Origin of the sequence: Spirillospora sp. NPDC127506 (genome assembly GCF_040302145.1) — a bacterium.
Classification (GTDB): domain Bacteria; phylum Actinomycetota; class Actinomycetes; order Streptosporangiales; family Streptosporangiaceae; genus Spirillospora.
Genome location: NZ_JBEORG010000012.1, coordinates 40,959 through 60,180 on the forward strand (window position 1 = coordinate 40,959; position 19,222 = coordinate 60,180).

The following is a 19,222-nucleotide window of genomic DNA, read 5'->3' on the forward strand; positions in this document are numbered from 1 at the left end:
TTACAGGCCGAGCAGGCGCAGCCCCGCGGTGACGCCGGCGGCGGCGACCAGCACCGCGAGGAACGGCGCGCGCAGCACGAGCGCGGCGACGGCCGCGCCCAGTCCCGCCAGCCGGGCCGGGTCGAAGTCCAGCGACCTGCCGTCGGCGAGCGCCTGGACGGCGATCAGCGCGGTCAGCAGCGCCACCGGCACGAGCTCGGTGAACCGGCGCACCCGCGGGTCGTCCAGGACCCGCTGCGGGGTGACCAGCCCGCCGAGCTTCAGGGCGTAGCAGCCGAGCGCGGTCGCGATCACGGCGATCCACACGCTCACGGCGCGCTCCTCCTTCCGAGCAGGGCGGGCAGCGCCGCGGCGGCGGCGACCATGACCGGGACGCCGGGCGGCAGCAGCGGCGTCGCCGCGAGGGCGATCGCGGCCGCCGCCGGCGCGACCCGCGCCGCGCTCCGCCCCTCCCGCAGCCGCGGCCACAGCAGCGCCAGGAACGCGGCCGGGCCGAGGACGTCCAGGCCGGCGGCGTCCGGGTCGCCCAGCCGGGCCGCGCCCGCCGCGCCGAGCAGCGTGGTGGCGTTCCACGCCAGGTACAGGCTGACCGCGGTGGTGTAGAACCCCGCGCGGGCCGCGGCCGGGTCGCGCTGCGCGGTCGCGACGGCGGCGGTCTCGTCGATGACGGCCTGCGCGGCGGCGAGCCGGCGCGCGCCGCGCACCCCCAGCGTGCCGGCGAGCCGCATCCCGTACAGGGCGTTGCGCCCGCCCAGCAGGACCGCGCCGAGCGTCCCGGCGACCAGCCCGCCGCCTCCGCCGATCACGCCGGCCAGCGCGAACTGGGACGCGCCGGTGAACGCCAGCAGGCTCAGCACGCACGCCTGCGCGACGGAGAGGCCCGCGGTGACCGCCGCCGCCCCGAACGCCACCCCGGACACGCCCACGGCGACGCCCACGCTCAGCCCGTCCCGGACGGCCGCCGCCCGCGCCCGCTCCCGCGGCCCGGGCGCCGCCTCGACCGCGCTCACCGGCGCGCTTCGGCGGCGTCCAGCCCCGCCGCGATGACCGCGTCCATGATGCGGGCGAGCCGCTCGGGGCCGAGGGACGGGGCGTGCGCGGCCATGGCCTCGACGATCTCCCGCTCCCGGCCGGGGTCGCGGCCGACGAAGCCGCCGACCGGCTTGAGCCGCTGGGCGGCGGCCGCCACGGCGGCGCGGCGCTCCAGCAGGACGGCGAGGGCGGCGTCGATCTCGTCGATCGCGGCCCTGGCCGCGCCGAGGGTGCCGATCGCGCCGGGGGGCGGCGGCGCGGAGCGCAGTTCGGCGGGTTCGGTCACCTGGTCGTGCATGTCGGGTTCCCTCTCGTGCCTCGGCGGGCCGCGCAGGGAAGGTTCGGTGCCCGGGGCCGCGCCTGGTCGGTGGACGTCCATCGAAAAAGGCGAAGCCCGATGGGGGCTCCGCCTCGGCCGGCTCCGGGGTCGTCGCTCAGGTCGCGGCGGCGACCGGCTCGCCCGGAGCCGGCTGCGTAAACCTGAGATGGCGACGTTCCACGCCCTGATCGTATGCGGTGCCGCCCCATTGCGCCAAACTCCGGACAGGACGTCCCACGTGCTGAGACACCCGCGCGGGTCGCGGAAGATCGGGCGAGTCGGGGCGCGGGGGACCCGCGAGGCGGGTTAGGCTCTCAGCACCGCGTCATCCCGGCGTCCCGGCCGGGTTGACGATCTTCCCCCGGGACCGATATCGCCACCACGTGCCCACCGGGCACGTGGGCGGTCGCATGCGACGAGCAGGAGGCGCAGCAGGCATGGCCGACTCTTTCGTTCACCTGCACGTTCACACCGAGTACTCCATGCTGGACGGAGCCGCTCGGCTGAAGCAGATGTTCGAAGAGGTCGGCCGGCAGAAGATGCCCGCGATCGCCATGACCGACCACGGCAACATGCACGGCGCCTACGACTTCCACAAGCAGGCGACCGCCGCCGGGGTCACCCCCATCATCGGGATCGAGGCCTACATGGCCCCGGAGTCGCGGTACCACAAGAAGAAGGTCCAGTGGGGCGAGCCGAGCCAGAAGCGCGACGACGTCTCCGGCGGCGGCCTGATCAACCACATGACCCTGTGGGCGCGCGACAAGACCGGCCTGCACAACCTGTTCAAGCTGTCGAGCCGCGCGTACACCGAGGGCTTCGTGTTCAAGTACGCGCGGATGGACGAGGAGCTGCTCGCCGAGCACGCCGAGGGCGTGATGGGCACGACCGGATGCCCGTCCGGCAAGATCCAGACGCGGCTGCGGCTCGGCCAGTTCGACGAGGCGCTGAAGGCCGCCGCCACGTTCCAGGACATCCTCGGCAAGGAGAACTACTTCCTGGAGCTGATGGACCACGGGCTGGAGATCGAGCGCCGCGTCCGCGACGGGCTCATCGAGATCAGCAGGAAGCTGAACATCCCGCCGGTCGTCACGAACGACTCGCACTACACGCACGAGTCGGAGGCCACCGCGCACGACGCGCTGCTGTGCGTCCAGGTGGGCAAGCAGCTCGCCGACCCCGACCGGTTCCGGTTCGACGGGTCCGGCTACTACCTGAAGACGGCGGAGGAGATGCGCGGCATCGACTCCTCCGACATCTGGCTCGAAGGCTGCAAGAACACCCTGCTCATCGCGGAGAAGGTCGACCCGGCGGGGATGTTCGAGTACCGCGACCTGAGCCCCCGCTTCCCCGTCCCCGAGGGCGAGACGGAGGAGAGCTGGTTCCGCAAGGAGGTCTGGAAGGGCCTGAAGCGCCGCTTCCCCGACGGCCTCCCTGACGGCTACAAGGAGCAGGCCGAATACGAGATGGACGTCATCCTCGGCAAGGGGTACCCGTCCTACTTCCTCGTCGTCGCCGACTTCATCATGTGGGCCAAGGAGAACGGCATCCTGGTGGGGCCGGGGCGCGGGTCCGCCGCGGGCTCGCTGATCGCCTACGCGATGGGCATCACCGACCTCGACCCCATCCCGCACGGGCTGATCTTCGAGCGGTTCCTGAACCCCGAGCGCGCGTCCATGCCCGACATCGACATCGACTTCCCTGAAGACCGGCGGGCCGAGGTCATCAGGTACACGACGGAGAAGTGGGGCGCCGACAAGGTCTCCTTCATCGCCACGTTCGGCACCATCAAGGCGAAGGCCGCGATCAAGGACGCGGGCCGCGTCCTCGGCTTCCCGTACGCGCTCGGCGACCGGATCTCCAAGGCGTTCCCGCCCGCGGTGATGGGCAAGGACATCCCGCTGTCGGGCATCTTCGACGAGAAGCACCCCCGCTACGGCGAGGCCGGCGAGCTGCGCAAGCTGTACGAGGAGGAGCCCGACGTCAAGCAGATCATGGACCTGGCGCAGGGCCTGGAGGGGCTGATCCGGCAGACCGGCGTGCACGCCGCCGGGATCATCATGTCCGGTGAGACGATCACCGACCACATCCCGATCATGCGCCGGGACGCCGACGGGGCGATCATCACGCAGTTCGACTACCCGACCTGCGAGTCGCTCGGCCTGCTGAAGATGGACTTCCTCGGCCTGCGGAACCTGACGATCATCGACGACGCGCTCAAGGGCATCAAGAAGAACAAGGGCGTCGACGTCGACCTCCTCGCGCTGCCGCTGGACGACAAGAAGACCTACGACCTGCTCGCGCGCGGCGACACCCTCGGGGTGTTCCAGTTCGACGGCGGCCCGATGCGCGCGCTGCTGCGGCTCATGAAGCCGGACAACTTCGAGGACATCTCCGCCGTCGGCGCCCTGTACCGGCCGGGCCCGATGGGCGCGAACTCCCACACCAACTACGCGCTCCGCAAGAACGGCCAGCAGGAGATCACCCCGATCCATCCGGAGCTGGAGGAGCCGCTCAAGGAGATCCTCGACACCACCTACGGCCTGATCGTCTACCAGGAGCAGGTCATGGCGATCGCGCAGAAGGTGGCGGGCTACACGCTCGGCAAAGCGGACCTGCTCCGCCGCGTCATGGGCAAGAAGAAGAAGGCCGAGCTGGACGCCCAGTACGTCGGCTTCGAGAAGGGCATGCTCGACAACGGCTTCTCCAAGGACGCCGTGAAGACGCTGTGGGACATCCTCGTCCCGTTCTCCGACTACGCGTTCAACAAGGCGCACTCCGCCGCGTACGGGCTGGTCTCCTACTGGACGGCGTACCTGAAGGCGAACTACCCGGCCGAGTACATGGCGGGGCTGCTCACCTCCGTCGGCGACGACAAGGACAAGAGCGCCCTCTACCTGTCGGAGTGCCGCCGGATGGGGCTGAAGGTCCTGCCGCCGGACGTCAACACCTCCGAGGCCGACTTCACCCCGCTGGGCGACACCGAGATCCGGTTCGGGCTGTCGGCCGTCCGCAACGTCGGCCACAACGTCGTGGAGGGGATCGTCGCGGCCCGCAAGGAGAAGGGCCTCTACACCGACTTCAACGACTTCCTCAACAAGGTCCCGCCGCAGGTGTGCAACAAGCGGGTCGTGGAGTCGCTGATCAAGGCCGGCGCGTTCGACGAGCTGGGCCACCGGCGCAAGGCGCTGCTGATGGTGCACGAGCAGGCCATCGACTCGGTCATCGACATCAAGCGCAAGGAGGCCGTCGGCCAGGACTCCCTGTTCGGCGCGCTGGAGGACGACGGCGGCGAGGACGCGTTCGCCGTCGCGATCCCCGAGGGCGAGGAGTGGGACAAGACCACCCTCCTCGCGTTCGAGCGGGAGATGCTCGGCCTGTACGTGTCCGACCACCCGCTCCTCGGCGTCGAGCACATCCTGGAGCGCGAGGCCGACTGCACGATCGCGGCGCTGAACGAGGGCGAGCGCCCGGACGGCCAGGTCGTCATCGTGGCCGGCCTGCTCTCCGGCCTGCAGCGCAAGGTCACCAAGCAGGGCAACTCGTGGGCGATGTTCCAGCTGGAGGACCTGGGCGGCTCGATCGAGGTGCTGTGCTTCCCGTCGGCCTACCAGCTGTGCTCGACGCTGCTCGCCGAGGACGCCATCCTGATCGTCAAGGGCAAGATCGACCGCCGCGAGGACGTCGCGAAGATCATCGCGATGGAGGTCACCCAGCCCGACCTCACCGTCACCGACGCGACCGGCCCGCTCTCGGTCACGATGCCGCTCGGCCGCTGCACGCCCCCCACGGTCTCCCGCCTCAAGGAGGTGCTGATCACGCACCCCGGCACGGCGGAGGTCCACCTGCACATCCAGAACGGCCCGCGCACCACGGTCGTCCGCCTCGACGACCGGCTCCGCGTGGCGCCGTCCCCGGCGCTGATGGGCGACCTGAAGCAGCTCCTCGGCCCGTCCTGCCTCGGCTGACGGCCGCGCCGCGGTCCGGGCGCGGCACCTCAGGCGGAGCCGGGCGTCAGGTGGAGCCGGACGGTGGAGCCGGGCGTCAGGTGGGCACGGCGGCGGGGGTCAGCTCCGCCTTCCATTCGACGAAGCGGCCGAGGCCGTCGAACGCGGCGCGGGCCGTGCCGCCGCCGGGGAGCACGGCCTCGGTCAGCACGTCGGTCTGCCGGTAGGGGACGCGGTGGTGCGACAGGAACCCGGCGAGCGTCAGGCGGGGCTCGTGCGGGAACAGGCTCGCCGCGTTGGCGAGCAGCCGCGGCAGCGTGACCGGGTCCCACGCGGCGTGCGGTACCTGCGGGTCGTCGACGTGCAGGTAGGCCGAGCCGCCGTCGTAGCCGGCGCCGAGGTAGCCCGCGCCGCCGAGGACGCCGCCGGCGGCCATCGCGATCAGCTCGCCGCCGTGCCCGGCCGGGCCCTCGTACCAGGACAGGTCGACCTCGGGGGTGGTGAACTCGGTGATGCCGAGCCGCTCCCCGATCGCCCGGATCACCAGCGTCGGGGTGACCGCCGGGTGCGCGTCGCCGAACTGCGGGTTCGCCCAGCCCCACAGCCAGGTGCGCTCGCGCGCCGCGTAGCTGCCGAGCAGCGACACGCGGACCGTGACGCCGCCGCTGGTGTAGGTGCGGGCGGTCAGGTCGGCGCTCCAGTCCTCGCGCGGCAGGAACTCGGCGAGGGTCTCCTGCTGCTGCAGGACGACGGCCGCGCGCGCGGCGCCGAGGCGTTCGAACGCAGGACTGAATCCGGACATGTCGGGCACATTATCCCAGTAATCGGGGCGGTCGTGGGCGGGAATCGGACACCCTTCGAAGGTCGATCGGCCGAACCGGGCAGGCTAGGCTTTCGCTGTCAGAGCACTCACACCTAGGAGCGTACGAGGTGCGGCGACCCACCGGGAGGCTCTTCGAGACGAGGCTCTGGGTGACGGGCGCCGTCGCCGCCGGCGCCGTGGCGGTGCTCGGGCCGCTCGCGGGCCTCCTGTGGGCCTGGACGGCGCCCGAGGTGACATATGTGATCGTCCAGGGTGAGGCGCTGCTGGCCGAACCGGAAGGCCAGGGCCCCATCGGCATCGACGCGCGGTTCGCCCTGATCGGGCTCGCCGCCGGGCTCCTGTGCGGGATCGCCGCGTACCTGGCGGGCGGCCGCGGCAACGACGTCGCGCTGCTGCTCGGCCTGGCCGCCGGCGGGTGCGCCGCCGCGCTGCTGGCCTGGCGGACCGGCCACATGATCGGGCTCGCCGGCTTCCAGGACGCGGTCCGGCACGCGCGCGACGGCACCGCCGTCACCGGCGCGGCCGATCTGCGCGCCCGCGGCGTCCTGATGTTCTGGCCGGTGTCGGCCGTGGCGGCGTACGGGCTGCTGGAGGTCGCGGTCCGCCGGCTACCCCCGGGCGATCGCGGCGACGGCGGCCCCGGTGAGCCGGACGAGGTCGGCGGGGGCGAGCTCGATCTGGAGTCCGCGCCGACCGGCGGAGACGTAGACGGTCGCGAGCGCTGACACCGACCGGTCGACCACGGCGGGCAGCCGCCGGCGCTGCCCGAGCGGGCTGATCCCGCCGACGACGTACCCGGTGGCGCGCTCGGCGTCCTTCGGGTCGGCCATCCGCGCCTTCTTCCCGCCGGCCGCGGCCGCGAGCGCCTTCAGGTCCAGGGTGGACGACACCGGGACGATCGCGACCGTGAGCCGCCCGTCCACCTCCGCCAGCAGCGTCTTGAAGATCTGCCCGTACGGGACGCCGAGGGCGTCGGCGGCGGCCTCGCCGTAGGAGCCGGCGTCCGGGTCGGCCTCGTAGGCGTGCAGCGTGTACGCGATCCCGGCGTCCGCCGCCGCGGCGGTCGCCGGGGTGCCCCTGCCGCCCTTCGCCGCCCTGCCGCCCTTCACCGCTCTGCCGCCCTTCACCGCTCTGCCGCCCTTGGCCTTGGCACTGCTCATGGGGGCAGTCTGCCGTGCCCGTCCGGTCCGCGCGCGCTCAATTCGGCGTGAACGACCCGTCCAGGAACTGCCCCGCGGGGATCATCGGCAGCACGTTCAGGATGCGGTTCTCCCGGGCCAGCAGGTCGCGCTCGGCGGCGAGCCGCAGCGCCGCGTCCTCGCACTCCAGCAGGCGCTGCTTCTCGTGGCCGTCCAGGACGAGCGCCGCCGCGATCGCGTAGGACAGCGCGACCGGGTCGTCCGGCGGCTCGGCGTCCTGGAACGCGCCGCCGCCGGCGGCGCCGAGCCGCTCCCGGTACACCCGGAACAGCCGCCGGACCCGCGCCGCGGTCCGCTCCGCGCCGGCGCCGGGCTCCTCCGGCAGGAACTCGACCTCGCCCCGCAGGTAGGGGCGGGAGCGGTCCAGCTCCTTCACCCGGAACCGGCGCGTCCCGACCGTGACGATGTCGTAGCGTCCGTCCGGGTGCGGGGTGGCCTCGCGCAGCTCGGCGACGCAGCCGATCTCGGCGAGCCGGTGCGCGGCGCCCTCGCCGACCTCGTGGCCGAGCTCGATGCCGACCACCCCGAACCCGCGCGGTTCGGGCCGCTCCAGCAGGTCGGCGATCAGCCGGCGGTACCGCTCCTCGAACAGGTGGAGGGGGAGCACCAGCCCCGGGAACAGCACGGTGCCCAGTGGGAACAGGGGGAGCCGCTCGGTCACACTTCACTCCAGCGTTCCTGGGCGCCGCCGGGAAGACGCCCTCGCCCGCCAGGGTACGTCGATATTGATGATCTTGGTAAGGGAAGTTTTGCCACAGTGTGAAGGCGGTAGCGTCGGCGCCATGAGGATGCTCGTCGTCGACGCGTTCGCGGACCGCCCGTTCACCGGCAACCCGGCCGGCGTGTGCCTGCTCCGGGACGCCGCGGACGCGGAATGGATGCAGCGCGTCGCGGCGGAGATGAAGCACTCGGAGACGGCCTTCGTCCGGCCGCTCGGCGATCCCGGAGGCGGAACCGGGGGCGACCGGGCGGATTTCGAGCTGCGCTGGTTCACCCCCGTGACGGAGGTCGCCCTCTGCGGGCACGCCACCCTGGCGGCCGCGCACGCCCTCTACGAGACCGGCGCGTTCGCGCCGGACCGCCCGATCCGGTTCCGGACGCTGCGGAGCGGCGTCCTCACCGTCACGCGCGCGGACGGCGGGGCGCTGTCGATGGACTTCCCGGCCTGCCCGGCCCGGCCGGTCGAGACGCCCGGCGGCCTCGCCGCCGCGCTCGGCGCGGACGTGCTCCGCACCGGCCGCAACGAGCAGAACGACCTGCTCGCGGAGGTCGCGGACGAGGCGACCGTGCGCGAGATCGCGCCGGACGTCCGGGCGCTCGCCGAGATCGACGCGCGCGGGGTGATCGTCACGGCGCAGGCCGACCCCGGGCGGGCGCACGACTTCACCTCCCGGTTCTTCGCGCCGCGCGTCCTGCCCGGCGATGCGGAGGACCCGGTGACCGGCTCGGCGCACACCGCCCTCGCCCCCTACTGGGCGGCGCGGCTCGGGCGCGACACGCTGACCGGCTACCAGGCGTCCGCGCGCGGCGGGCACGTCCGCGTCTCGCTCCGCGGCGACCGGGTGGCGCTGTCGGGCACGGCCGTCACCGTGCTGGACGGCGCCTTCAGCGCCTGACGACGCGCGCGCCGCGCCCGAGGACGCGCGCGTCTCGCGACGTGAGACGGTGCGCGGGGGAGCGGTGGCACTCCGTAGACTGGACGGGTGATTTCCCGTATCGACCTGCGCGGCTCGCTTCCCCGCGACCTGCGCTCCGTGCTGCCCCGCGCCGAGCTCGACGTCGAGGCCGCCCTGGACAAGGTGCGGCCCATCTGCGAGGACGTGCGCCATCGCGGCTCGGAGGCGGTCCGGGAGTACACCGAGAAGTTCGACGGGGTCGAGCTGGAGAGCGCGCGGGTCCCGGTCGAGGCGGTCCACGAGGCGCTGGCCGGCCTCGACGCGGCCGTCCGGGACGCGCTGGAGGAGAGCATCCGCCGCGCCCGCGCCGTGCACCGCGCGCAGCGCCGCACCGACGCCGCCACGCGGGTCGTGCCCGGCGGCACCGTCACCGAGCGGTGGATCCCGGTCGGGCGCGTCGGCCTCTACGTGCCGGGCGGGCGCGCCGTGTACCCGTCCAGCGTGGTCATGAACGTCGTCCCCGCGCAGGAGGCGGGCGTCGGGTCGCTCGCGGTGACCTCGCCCGCGCAGCGGGAGTCCGGCGGGCTGCCGCACCCGTCGATCCTCGCCGCGTGCGCGCTGCTCGGAGTGGACGAGGTCTACGCCGCGGGCGGCGCGCAGGCGATCGCGATGTTCGCCTACGGCACCGACGAGTGCCCCCGCGCCGACCTCGTCACCGGGCCCGGCAACGTCTACGTCGCCGCCGCGAAGCGGCTGCTCAAGGGCGTGATCGGCATCGACGCCGAGGCCGGCCCGACGGAGATCGCGATCCTCGCCGACGGCACCGCGAGCCCGGTGGAGGTCGCCGCCGACCTGATCAGCCAGGCCGAGCACGACACGCTCGCCGCCGCGGTCCTGGTCACCGACTCGGTGCGGCTCGCCGACGAGGTCGAGGCCGAGCTGGCGGCGCAGGTCGCGCGCACCAAGCACACCGAGCGGATCACCGAGGCGCTCGCCGGGCGGCAGTCCGGCATCGTCCTCGTGGACGGCGTCGAGGACGGCCTGAAGGTCGTCGACGCCTACGCCGCCGAGCACCTGGAGATCCAGACCGCCGACGCCGCGGCGGTCGCCGCCCGCGTCCGCAACGCCGGTGCGGTCTTCGTGGGGCGGCACGCGCCGGTGTCGCTCGGCGACTACCTCGCCGGGTCCAACCACGTCCTGCCGACCGGCGGGTGCGCCTGCCACTCGGGCGGGCTGTCGGTGCAGTCGTTCCTGCGCGGCGTGCACGTCGTCGAGTACGACCGCGGCGCCCTCGCCGAGGCGGCCTCCCGCGTGGTCGCGCTCGCCGAGGCCGAGGACCTGCCCGCCCACGGCGCCGCCGTGAAGGCCCGCTTCGACTGGGAGATCCCTTCGTGACCTCGCTGAACGACCTGCCGCTCCGGGACGACCTGCGCGGCCGGGAGCCCTACGGGGCGCCCCAGCTGGACGTCCCGTACGCGCTGAACACCAACGAGAACCCCTACCCGCCGTCCGACCGGCTCGTGAAGGCCGTCGGCGAGGCCGTCCTGGACGTCGCCGGGACCCTCAACCGCTACCCCGACCGCGACGCCGTCGCGCTCCGCGAGGACCTCGCCGCGTACCTGAACGCCGACACGCCCGGGGCGGGCCTCACCGCCGCCCGGGTGTGGGCGGCGAACGGCTCCAACGAGATCATCCAGCAGATCCTGCAGGCGTTCGGCGGGACGGGCCGCACCGCGCTCGGCTTCGAGCCGTCCTACTCGATGCACCCGATCATCACCGGGGTGTCCGGCACCCGCTGGATCAACGCGTTCCGGGACGAGGACTTCGGCCTCGAACCCGAGCGCGCCGTCGCCGCCGTCGAGGAGCACCGCCCCGACGTCGTGTTCCTGACCTCGCCGAACAACCCGACCGGCACCGCCCTCCCGCTGGAGGCGATCAAGGCGGTGCTGGCGGCGGCGCCGGGCATGGTCGTCGTCGACGAGGCGTACTCGGAGTTCCGCCGCGCCGAGACGCCGTCCGCGCTCACGCTGCTGGACGGCAACCCGCGGCTGATCGTCACCCGCACGATGTCCAAGGCGTTCGCGATGGCCGGCACCCGGCTCGGCTACCTCGCCGCCGACCCCGCCGTGATCGAGGCGCTGCTGCTCGTCCGGCTGCCCTACCACCTGTCGGCCGTCACCCAGGCCGTCGCCCGCACCGCCCTCGCCCACGGCGAGGAACTGCTCGGCACCGTCGGCGCCCTGCGCCGCGAACGCGACGCCCTCGTCGGGTGGCTGCGCGCCGAGGGCTTCCGGGTGGCCGACTCCGACGCCAACTTCGTCCTGTTCGGGACGTTCCCCGACCGCCGCAAGGTCTGGGAGAACCTGCTCGAGCGCGGCGTGCTGATCCGGGAGGTGGGGCCGCCCGAGTGGCTGCGGGTCAGCGTCGGCACCCCCGAGGAGATGGCCGCGTTCCGCACCGCACTGAAGGAGAGTTCGTGACGCGCAAGGGACGGATCGAGCGCGGGACCAAGGAGACCCAGGTCCTCGTGGAGATCGACCTCGACGGGACCGGGCAGGTCGACGTCGCGACCGGGGTGGGGTTCTTCGACCACATGCTGGCCCAGCTCGGCAAGCACGGGTCGTTCGACCTGACCGTCAAGACGTCCGGCGACCTGCACATCGACAGCCACCACACGATCGAGGACACCTCCATCGCGCTCGGCCAGGCGTTCCGGGAGGCGCTCGGCGACAAGGCCGGCATCCGCCGCTTCGCCGACGCGTCCGTCCCGCTCGACGAGGCCCTCGCGCAGGTCACCGTGGACGTCTCCGGCCGCCCCTACCTGGTGCACACCGAGCCGGACGGCATGGCCCCGATGATCGGCCCCGAGTACGACACCACGATGACCCGGCACATCTTCGAGTCGTTCGTGTCGAACGCGCGGGTGGCGCTGCACGTCCACGTGCCGTACGGGCGCAACGCCCACCACATCGTCGAGGCGCAGTTCAAGGCCCTGGCGCGCGCGCTGCGCGACGCGGTGGCGTTCGACCCGAAGGTGCACGGCGTCCCGTCCACCAAGGGAGCCCTGTAGCCGTGGAGATCGGCGACCTGCACTTCACCTACGGCAACGTCGCGCTCTTCGCGGTCGCGGTGTTCCTGCTGGCCGGCGTCTACAGCTTCGTCAAGCAGGGCATCAAGTTCGGCGCGCTGCTCCTGCTCGTCCTCGCCGGGCTGGCCTTCGCCGGGGGAGTGATGTGGCTGTGAAGAAGATCGTCATCCTGGACTACGGCTCCGGCAACCTGCGCTCCGCCGAGCGCGCCGTGGCCCGCGCCGGAGCCGACGTGGCCGTCACCGCCGACTGGGACGCCGCGCTGGACGCCGACGGCCTGGTCGTCCCCGGCGTCGGCGCGTTCGCCGCCTGCATGGCGGGCCTGCGGAAGGTCCGCGGCGACCAGATCATCGGCCGCCGCCTCGCGGGCGGGCGCCCCGTCCTCGGCATCTGCGTCGGCATGCAGATCCTGTTCACCAAGGGCATCGAGCACGGCGTCACCACCGAGGGCTGCGGCGAATGGCCGGGCACGGTCGACCGGCTGAACGCCCCGGTGGTCCCGCACATGGGCTGGAACACCGTCGGCGCCCCGGAGGGCTCGGTGCTCTTCGCCGGCCTGGCGGACGAGCGGTTCTACTTCGTCCACTCCTACGCCGCCCGCAGCTGGGACCTGGAGCCCGACCCGACCGGCACCATCGCGCCGCCGCTGGTCACCTGGGCCGAGCACGGCGACCGCTTCGTCGCCGCCGTCGAGAACGGCCCGCTGTGCGCCACCCAGTTCCACCCGGAGAAGTCCGGCGACGCCGGCGCGCACCTGCTCCGCAACTGGCTGGGCATGCTCGCCTGACCGTCCCGTCCCATCAGCCTCGATAGGGTTTCCGCATGACTCTGACGCTCCTTCCCGCCGTCGACGTCGCCGACGGCCGGGCGGTCCGCCTCGTCCAGGGCGAGGCCGGCACCGAGACCTCCTACGGCGCCCCCCTCGACGCGGCGCTCGCCTGGCAGAGGGCGGGGGCGGAGTGGATCCATCTGGTCGACCTCGACGCGGCGTTCGGGCGCGGCTCCAACCGGGAGCTGCTCGCCGAGGTGACCGGGCGGCTGGACGTGAAGGTGGAGCTGTCCGGCGGCATCCGCGACGACGCGTCGCTGGAGGCGGCGCTGTCCACCGGGTGCGCCCGGGTCAACATCGGCACGGCGGCGCTGGAGAACCCCGAGTGGTGCCGCAAGATCATCGCCTCGCACGGCGACAGGATCGCGGTGGGGCTGGACGTGCGGGGCACGACGCTCGCCGCGCGCGGCTGGACGCGGGAGGGCGGCGACCTGTGGGAGGTCCTCGCCCGGCTGGAGGACGACGGCTGCCCCCGCTACGTGGTCACCGACGTCACCAAGGACGGCACCCTGCGCGGCCCCAACACGGAGCTGCTCCGCGAGGTCTGCTCCCGCACCCGCAAGCCCGTCGTCGCGTCCGGCGGCGTCTCGTCGCTGGACGACCTGCGGGCGCTCGCCGCCCTGGTCCCCGAGGGCGTCGAGGGCGCCATCGTCGGCAAGGCCCTGTACGCGCGGGCGTTCACGCTCGAAGAGGCCCTTGAGACCGTGAAGTGAGCCGGGGCCGTGAAGTGAGCCGGGGCCGTGAATTGAGCCGGGACCGTGGAGTGAGCGGGGAGGGCGTGCGGTGACCGTCGCCGTGCGGGTGATCCCGTGCCTGGACGTGGACGCCGGGCGCGTGGTCAAGGGCGTCAACTTCCAGAACCTGCGGGACGCCGGCGACCCGGTCGAGCTGGCCCGCCGCTACGACGCCGAGGGCGCCGACGAGCTGACGTTCCTGGACATCACCGCGTCCAGCGCCGACCGGTCCACCACCTACGACGTGGTGCGCCGCACCGCCGAGCAGGTGTTCATCCCGCTGACGGTCGGCGGCGGCGTCCGCACGGTCGAGGACGTCGACCGGCTGCTGCGCGCCGGGGCCGACAAGGTGTCGATCAACACGGCCGCGATCGCGCGGCCGGAGTTCCTGCGGGAGGCCGCGCACCGCTTCGGCTCCCAGTGCATCGTGCTGTCGGTGGACGCCCGGCGCGCCGAGGGCACCGCGTCGGGGTTCGAGGTGACCACGCACGGCGGCCGCAAGGGCACCGGCATCGACGCGATCGAGTGGGCCCGCCGCGGCGAGGAGCTGGGCGTCGGCGAGATCCTGCTGAACTCCATGGACGCCGACGGCACCAAGGCCGGCTTCGACCTGGAGATGCTCCGCCGCGTCCGGGAGGCGGTGACCGTGCCGGTGATCGCCAGCGGCGGCGCCGGGGCGGTCGAGCACTTCGCCCCCGCCGTGGCCGCGGGCGCGGACGCCGTGCTCGCCGCCAGCGTCTTCCACTTCGGGGAGCTGACGATCCCCGAGGTCAAGGCTGCGCTGCGCAAGGCCGGCCACCCCGTCCGCTGAAGAGAAACGACAGACCCAGAGGAAGCCCCCCGGAATGACCATCGCGTTCGCGACCTGCTCCTGGCTGCCCGGAGGCAGCGACGACGTGCGCGACCTGATCGGCGCCCTGGCGTCCCTCGGCGTCGCGGCCGAGCCCGTGGTCTGGGACGGCGGCGCCGACTGGTCCCGCTACGACCTGGTCGTCGTCCGCTCCACGTGGGACTACACGTCCCGGCGCGACGAGTTCGTGGCGTGGGCGGAGAGCCTCCCGCGCGTGCTGAACCCGGCGGAGATCATCCGCTGGAACACCGACAAGCGCTACCTCCGCGACCTCGCCGCCGCGGGCCTGCCCGTCGTCCCGACGCTGTGGGACCCGGCCGACATCCCCTCCGAGTGGCCCGAGTACGTCATCAAGCCGGCGGTCTCCATCGGCTCCGGCGACACGGCCCGCTGGGGCCCCGGTGAGGAGGAGCAGGCCCGCGCCCACCTGCGCTCCCTGCGCGACGCCGGGCGGACGGCGATGGCGCAGCCCTACCTGTCCGCCGTCGACTCCGCCGGCGAGACGGCCCTGGTCTTCTGCGACGGCGAGTACAGCCACGCCGGACGCAAGGCGCAGATCCTCACCGCCGGCGCGGGCGTCCAGGGCTCCGTACGCGACGACGCCACGCGGGGGCAGGTCACCGCGGCCACGGCCACGGACGCGGAACTCGACGTCGCCGCCCGCGCCCTGGCCGCCGTCCCGGGCGGCCACGACCTGCTCTACGCCCGGGTCGACCTCATCCCCGGGCCGGACGGGTCCCCGCTCATCATTGAGCTGGAGCTGACGGAGCCCAACCTCTACCTCCACCACGGCCCCGGCAGCGCCGCGCGGTTCGCCAAGGCGATCGCGGCCCGCCTCTAGACCCCGCCTCTAGACCCCGCTTGTCCAGACCCCGCCCCCTCAGACGGGGTCGACCGGGTCCTCCTCCGGCGCCGGGACGGCGGCCTCGGGCGAGCGCTCGGCGACCGGCAGGATGATCGCGGACGGGCGGTCCGGGTCGTGGAAGACCTCCTGGCGGGCCTTCAGCATGCGGGTCGCGGCGGTGGCGAGGGGTTCGCCGGTGCCGGGGTTCGCGGCGACCTTGGGGTAGGCGCCGCTGGCGACGTGGACGCGGATCCGGTGGCCGCGCGCGAAGCGGTGCCCGGTCGGCCACAGGTCGACGGCGATCCGGCGGACGCCGTCCGTCCCGGCGGGCCGCGCGGCCGCCGCGGGCAGGCGCAGGCCGCCCTCGCAGACGTTGCGGGACGTCCCGTCCGGGGCGACGTCGCAGATCCGCACGATGAAGTCGGTGTGCTCGCGGTCGGACCGGACGAACAGGTCGGCGCCGACCGGGCCGATCACGTCGAGGTCGGCGCCGATCGCGGGAGAGGTGAACACCAGGACGTCCGGGCGCCGCTCCAGCGGGCGGTTGTCGACGGGGCGGGAGCTGCCGAGCAGGGTGGGGCCGCCGAGCGCGGGCGTCGGGCGGGCCGGGTCGAAGGTGTAGGTGCTCGCCGGGCGGTCCTGCGGCCCGTCCTCGCCGAGGCCGCCCCGTCCGGGCGGGCCCGCGTGCAGGTGCCAGCGGACCCGCCGGGTGCCCGGCGGCGGCCAGTCGCGGTAGTGCCGCCACTCGCGGGCGCCCGTCACGTACAGCCGGACGGGGTCGCGGCGCAGCCCGGACGGGTCGCCCTGCAGGTGGGCGCGGAACCAGGCGAGCGACTCGCGGACGGCGGGCAGGCCGTGCCGGGCGTCGGTGTGCCACCAGGGCCCGATCGTCAGGTACGGCGCGTGCCCGGCGGCGCGCAGCGCGAGGTAGTCCTTGATCTCCCACGGCAGGAACACGTCGTACCAGCCGCCGAGGAGGTTCACCGGCGCGGCGACCCGGCCGACGGTGCCGCTGAAGTCGCGGCGGTCCCAGTAGCCGTTCGGGGCGGCGCCGCCGGGGGCGTGGTTGGCGAGGAGGTCCCGGTAGAAGCGCATCGGCGCACCGCCGGCCAGCACGTCCAGCTCGGTGAGCGGGCGGCCGGAGCGGGCGGCGCGCAGCGCGCGGCGCCGCGAGGTGAGCGGCCCGGTGATCATGCCGAGCGGGCGCTGCTGCCGGTGCGTCAGGTCGGTCCAGGTCAGCGCGGACTCCAGGGCGAACGACCCGCCGACGTACGCGGCGTCGCGGAACGAGGACGCCGTGATCTGCAGCGACATCGCCTTCAGCTCGGGGCCCGCCTCGGCCGCGACCGCCCACGCCGAGTAGCCGAGGTAGCTGGGGCCGAACATCGCGAACGCGCCGTGGAACCAGGGCTGCCGCCTCATCCATTCGACGGTCGCCAGCCCGTCGTCGCGTTCGCTGCCGAGCGGGTCGAACTCGCCGCCGGAGCCGGACGTCCCGCGCGCGCTCTGCACGACCAGCTGGAACCCGAACGGGACGAACAGCAGGCCGTTGGCGAGCGCGGCGGGCCCGCGCCGCCCGTACGGCGTCCGCACCAGGATCGTGGGCGGCCGCTCGACCCCGGTGGGCACGTACCTGTCGGCGAGCAGGGTCACGCCGTCCGGCATGGGCACCGGGAGGTCGCGCTCGACGGTGTAGCGGGCCAGGCCCCGGGGGTGCGGCAGCCGGATCGGTGAGGCGGGCAGTCGGTCCCAGAGCGCCATTCTGCCTCCGTCCGCGGTTGGCTACTACCTAGTAAGGTAACCGCGCCCGGGGACCGCAACCGTCAGCGGCCGGTGAGGAACGCCCACGGGTCGGGCGCGGCGGCGGCCGCGGCGCCGAGATCGTCCGCCCACGCGGTCTCGTTCCCGTACTCGTCCCGCCACGACCAGAGCCGCAGCGTGACCGTGCGGAGGACGTGCTCCCCGGTGACGCCGAGCGCCCCGTGGACCTGGTGCGCGATCGCCGCGACCGCGCCCGCCGCGCGCGAGGCGTTCGCCTTGGCGGCGGCCACCGCGACGGGGTCGTCCGGGGTCCGGACGGCGGCGCGCACCGCGACGTCCGCGACGGTGGCCTCCCCGGCGAGCTCCGCCAGCATCTGCTGGACGGCCTGGAACCGCGCGAGCGGCCGCCCGAACTGCTCCCGCTCGCCCGCGTACCGGACGGACAGGTCCAGCGCCCGCCCCATCGCCCCCGCGAGCTGCACGGCCCTGGCCAGCGCCCCGCGCCGCCGCAGCTCCGCCGCGTCCGCGCCGCACGGCGCCGCGGCCTCCGCCCGGACGCCGGACAGCACGACGTCGTCGCGGGGCTCGCCCGCCACGTTCGCCCCCTCGGTGATCCGGGCGTGCGCCGGGTCGACCACCGCGACCAGCCCGTCCGCCAGGACGGCGATCCGGTGCGCGGAGCGGGCCCACGGCACCCGCCGCAGCGTCCCGGTCAGCGTCCGGCCGTCGGTCTCGACGTCGCCGGACGCGGCGGTCAGGGCGCCGGGCGGCACGGGCAGCCCGGCCTCGGCGAGCAGCCGCCCGGCGAGCCAGCCCGTCTCGGCGAGCGGGACGGCGGCGCCGCCGCGCCCGGCCGCGCGGAGCACCGCGGCGGCGTCGGCGAGGGTCCCGCCGCTGCCGCCCGCCTCCTCCGGAACCCCGGCCAGCGCCAGCCCGGACTCCAGCAGCGCGGGCCACGGGTCGTCCCGGGACAGGATCTCGGCCGCGGTCTCCTCCAGCAGCTCCATCAGCGCACTCCCAGGCCGCGCGCGACGATGCCGCGCAGGATCTCGTTGGCGCCGCCCCGCAGCGTGAACCCGGGCGCCTGGACGACCGACTCCGCGAGCGCGCGGGCCAGCGGGTCGGGGGAGGCGAGGTCGGGTTCCACGCCGGCGTGCTCCCGCGCCGTCTCGATGACCTCGCGTTCGAACCGGGTCCCCAGGTCCTTGACGAGGGCCGCGGGGATCTCCGGGGTCCGCCCGGCCTCCAGCGCCCCCGCGACCGCCAGGGACGCCTGCCGCAGCGCCCACAGCCGCGCGGTCAGCCGGCCGAGCGCGCGCCGCGCCGCCGGGCCGTCCGCGCGGCCGTGCAGCAGCCGGACGAGCAGGAACGTGCTGAGCAGCCGCTCCGGGCCGCTGCGCTCGTAGGCGAGTTCGGCGGTGACCTGCCGCCAGCCGTCCCCGACGCGGCCGAGCACCATCGAGTCCGGGACGAACACGCCGTCGAGCACGACCTCGTTGAAGTGGTGCTCGCCGGACAGCCCCGGGATCGGCCGGATCGCCACCCGCTCGTCCGGCAGCGGGACGATGAACTGGCTCAGCCCCGCGTGCCGGCCGCCCGGCCCGCCGTCCGGCACGGGGGAGCTCCGCGCCAGCACGAGGATCGCGTGCGCGATGTGGGCGCCGCTCGTCCACACCTTGGTGCCGTGCAGCCGCCACCCGCCGTCCGCACGCTCGGCGCGGGTGCGCACGGACGCGAGGTCCGAGCCGGAGTCCGGCTCGCTCATCCCGATCGCGAAGAAGCACTCGCCGCGCGCGATCGCGGGCAGGAACCGCGCCTTCTGCTCCTCGGTGCCGTGCGCGAGGATGCTCGGCCCGGTCTGCCGGTCGGCGATCCAGTGCGCGCCGACCGGCGCCCCGGCGGCGAGCAGCTCCTCGATCACCACGAACCGCTCCAGCGGGGAGCGGCCGTGCCCGCCGTACCGCTCGGGCAGCGTCATCCCGAGCCAGCCGCGCTCGCCGAGCCGCCTGCTGAACGCGGGGTCCGCGCCGGTGAGCCAGCTGTCGCAGCGGGGCGTGAACGGCGTCCCGGCGAGGAACTCGCGGACCCGCGCCCGCAGCTCGGCGGCCTGCGGGGGGAGCGTCGCGGGCTCCAGGTCGGGCGGTCTGGCCACGGGCGCCTCCTCGGTCTCACGGCGACGT

General features: G+C 74.2%; 20 protein-coding genes. 11 read left to right on the forward strand and 9 right to left on the reverse strand.

All coding sequences use genetic code 11. The annotated features are described in order from the left end of the window. Genes ABTW95_RS14250 through ABTW95_RS14260 form a run of 3 tightly spaced genes read right to left on the reverse strand, consistent with a single transcriptional unit; the run spans position 1 to position 1,330 of the window. Positions 1-312: an AzlD domain-containing protein gene (locus tag ABTW95_RS14250; protein WP_396447822.1), complete on the reverse strand. Its 312-nt coding sequence runs from the start codon at positions 310-312 to the stop codon at positions 1-3. Then, positions 309-1,010: an AzlC family ABC transporter permease gene (locus ABTW95_RS14255; RefSeq protein WP_396447823.1), complete on the reverse strand. Its 702-nt coding sequence runs from the start codon at positions 1,008-1,010 to the stop codon at positions 309-311. The genes ABTW95_RS14250 and ABTW95_RS14255 overlap by 4 nt, the downstream gene beginning before the upstream one ends. Beyond that, positions 1,007-1,330, reverse strand: a complete 324-nt coding sequence (locus ABTW95_RS14260; RefSeq protein ID WP_500226459.1) for a chorismate mutase — start codon at positions 1,328-1,330, stop codon at positions 1,007-1,009. Before ABTW95_RS14260 ends, ABTW95_RS14255 begins: the two co-directional genes overlap by 4 nt. Positions 1,331-1,788: 458 nt before the next feature. On the opposite strand from ABTW95_RS14260, the gene dnaE reads away from it, so the two are divergent. Continuing rightward, on the forward strand, positions 1,789-5,319 hold the full coding sequence (gene dnaE, locus ABTW95_RS14265; protein ID WP_396447825.1) for a DNA polymerase III subunit alpha: 3,531 nt from the start codon (positions 1,789-1,791) through the stop codon (positions 5,317-5,319). Between the two features lie 76 nt (positions 5,320-5,395). On the opposite strand, the gene ABTW95_RS14270 is transcribed toward dnaE, so the two are convergent. Further along, positions 5,396-6,100 carry a DUF6882 domain-containing protein gene (locus ABTW95_RS14270; RefSeq protein ID WP_396447826.1) on the reverse strand — a complete coding sequence of 235 codons (705 nt, stop codon included), beginning with the start codon at positions 6,098-6,100 and terminating at the stop codon, positions 5,396-5,398. 128 nt (positions 6,101-6,228) lie between these two features. Here ABTW95_RS14270 and ABTW95_RS14275 point away from each other — a divergent pair, with 128 nt between their 5' ends. Continuing rightward, the gene (locus tag ABTW95_RS14275; protein ID WP_396454419.1) at positions 6,229-6,846 is read left to right on the forward strand and encodes a hypothetical protein; all 618 of its coding nucleotides are present in this window, start codon (positions 6,229-6,231) and stop codon (positions 6,844-6,846) included. Here the strand turns inward: ABTW95_RS14275 and ybaK are convergent. Beyond that, positions 6,730-7,281 (reverse strand): Cys-tRNA(Pro) deacylase, encoded by a 552-nt coding sequence (gene ybaK / locus ABTW95_RS14280; protein WP_396447828.1) that lies wholly within the window; start codon positions 7,279-7,281, stop codon positions 6,730-6,732. The two genes, ABTW95_RS14275 and ybaK, sit on opposite strands and share 117 nt — an antisense overlap. A 37-nt stretch (positions 7,282-7,318) precedes the next feature. Next, complete coding sequence (locus ABTW95_RS14285) at positions 7,319-7,981, reverse strand: LON peptidase substrate-binding domain-containing protein (RefSeq protein WP_500226460.1); 663 nt, start codon at positions 7,979-7,981, stop codon at positions 7,319-7,321. 121 nt (positions 7,982-8,102) lie between these two features. Here ABTW95_RS14285 and ABTW95_RS14290 point away from each other — a divergent pair, with 121 nt between their 5' ends. The 9 genes from ABTW95_RS14290 to ABTW95_RS14330 all read left to right on the forward strand — a co-directional run bounded on the left by ABTW95_RS14290 (position 8,103) and on the right by ABTW95_RS14330 (position 15,278). Further along, positions 8,103-8,936 carry a PhzF family phenazine biosynthesis protein gene (locus tag ABTW95_RS14290; protein ID WP_396447831.1) on the forward strand — a complete coding sequence of 278 codons (834 nt, stop codon included), beginning with the start codon at positions 8,103-8,105 and terminating at the stop codon, positions 8,934-8,936. An 87-nt stretch (positions 8,937-9,023) separates the two neighbouring features. Next, on the forward strand, positions 9,024-10,331 hold the full coding sequence (hisD, locus tag ABTW95_RS14295; RefSeq protein ID WP_500226461.1) for a histidinol dehydrogenase: 1,308 nt from the start codon (positions 9,024-9,026) through the stop codon (positions 10,329-10,331). Further along, on the forward strand, positions 10,328-11,416 hold the full coding sequence (locus tag ABTW95_RS14300) for a histidinol-phosphate transaminase (protein ID WP_396447833.1): 1,089 nt from the start codon (positions 10,328-10,330) through the stop codon (positions 11,414-11,416). The genes hisD and ABTW95_RS14300 overlap by 4 nt, the downstream gene beginning before the upstream one ends. Then, positions 11,413-12,006: an imidazoleglycerol-phosphate dehydratase HisB gene (gene hisB / locus ABTW95_RS14305; RefSeq protein ID WP_500226462.1), complete on the forward strand. Its 594-nt coding sequence runs from the start codon at positions 11,413-11,415 to the stop codon at positions 12,004-12,006. Before ABTW95_RS14300 ends, hisB begins: the two co-directional genes overlap by 4 nt. Positions 12,007-12,008: 2 nt before the next feature. Next, positions 12,009-12,179 carry a CG2302 family histidine operon protein gene (locus ABTW95_RS14310; protein WP_396447835.1) on the forward strand — a complete coding sequence of 57 codons (171 nt, stop codon included), beginning with the start codon at positions 12,009-12,011 and terminating at the stop codon, positions 12,177-12,179. Next, entirely contained in the window at positions 12,176-12,811 is a 636-nt protein-coding gene (gene hisH / locus ABTW95_RS14315; protein WP_500226463.1) for an imidazole glycerol phosphate synthase subunit HisH, read from the forward strand. The genes ABTW95_RS14310 and hisH overlap by 4 nt, the downstream gene beginning before the upstream one ends. Positions 12,812-12,846: 35 nt before the next feature. Further along, positions 12,847-13,566 carry a bifunctional 1-(5-phosphoribosyl)-5-((5-phosphoribosylamino)methylideneamino)imidazole-4-carboxamide isomerase/phosphoribosylanthranilate isomerase PriA gene (gene priA, locus ABTW95_RS14320; protein WP_500226464.1) on the forward strand — a complete coding sequence of 240 codons (720 nt, stop codon included), beginning with the start codon at positions 12,847-12,849 and terminating at the stop codon, positions 13,564-13,566. Between the two features lie 70 nt (positions 13,567-13,636). Then, positions 13,637-14,398 (forward strand): imidazole glycerol phosphate synthase subunit HisF, encoded by a 762-nt coding sequence (gene hisF, locus ABTW95_RS14325; protein ID WP_500226465.1) that lies wholly within the window; start codon positions 13,637-13,639, stop codon positions 14,396-14,398. A gap of 34 nt (positions 14,399-14,432) precedes the next feature. Further along, complete coding sequence (locus tag ABTW95_RS14330; RefSeq protein WP_500226466.1) at positions 14,433-15,278, forward strand: ATP-grasp domain-containing protein; 846 nt, start codon at positions 14,433-14,435, stop codon at positions 15,276-15,278. A gap of 39 nt (positions 15,279-15,317) precedes the next feature. Here the strand turns inward: ABTW95_RS14330 and ABTW95_RS14335 are convergent, their stop codons facing one another. From ABTW95_RS14335 to ABTW95_RS14345, 3 genes are all read right to left on the reverse strand, one after another. Next, on the reverse strand, positions 15,318-17,042 hold the full coding sequence (locus ABTW95_RS14335) for a CocE/NonD family hydrolase (RefSeq protein ID WP_500226467.1): 1,725 nt from the start codon (positions 17,040-17,042) through the stop codon (positions 15,318-15,320). 62 nt (positions 17,043-17,104) lie between these two features. Next, positions 17,105-18,049, reverse strand: coding sequence for an acyl-CoA dehydrogenase family protein (locus tag ABTW95_RS14340; protein ID WP_500226468.1), 945 nt, complete (start codon positions 18,047-18,049; stop codon positions 17,105-17,107). Continuing rightward, positions 18,049-19,194 carry an acyl-CoA dehydrogenase family protein gene (locus ABTW95_RS14345; RefSeq protein ID WP_396447842.1) on the reverse strand — a complete coding sequence of 382 codons (1,146 nt, stop codon included), beginning with the start codon at positions 19,192-19,194 and terminating at the stop codon, positions 18,049-18,051. The genes ABTW95_RS14340 and ABTW95_RS14345 overlap by 1 nt, the downstream gene beginning before the upstream one ends. Positions 19,195-19,222: the final 28 nt, after the last annotated feature.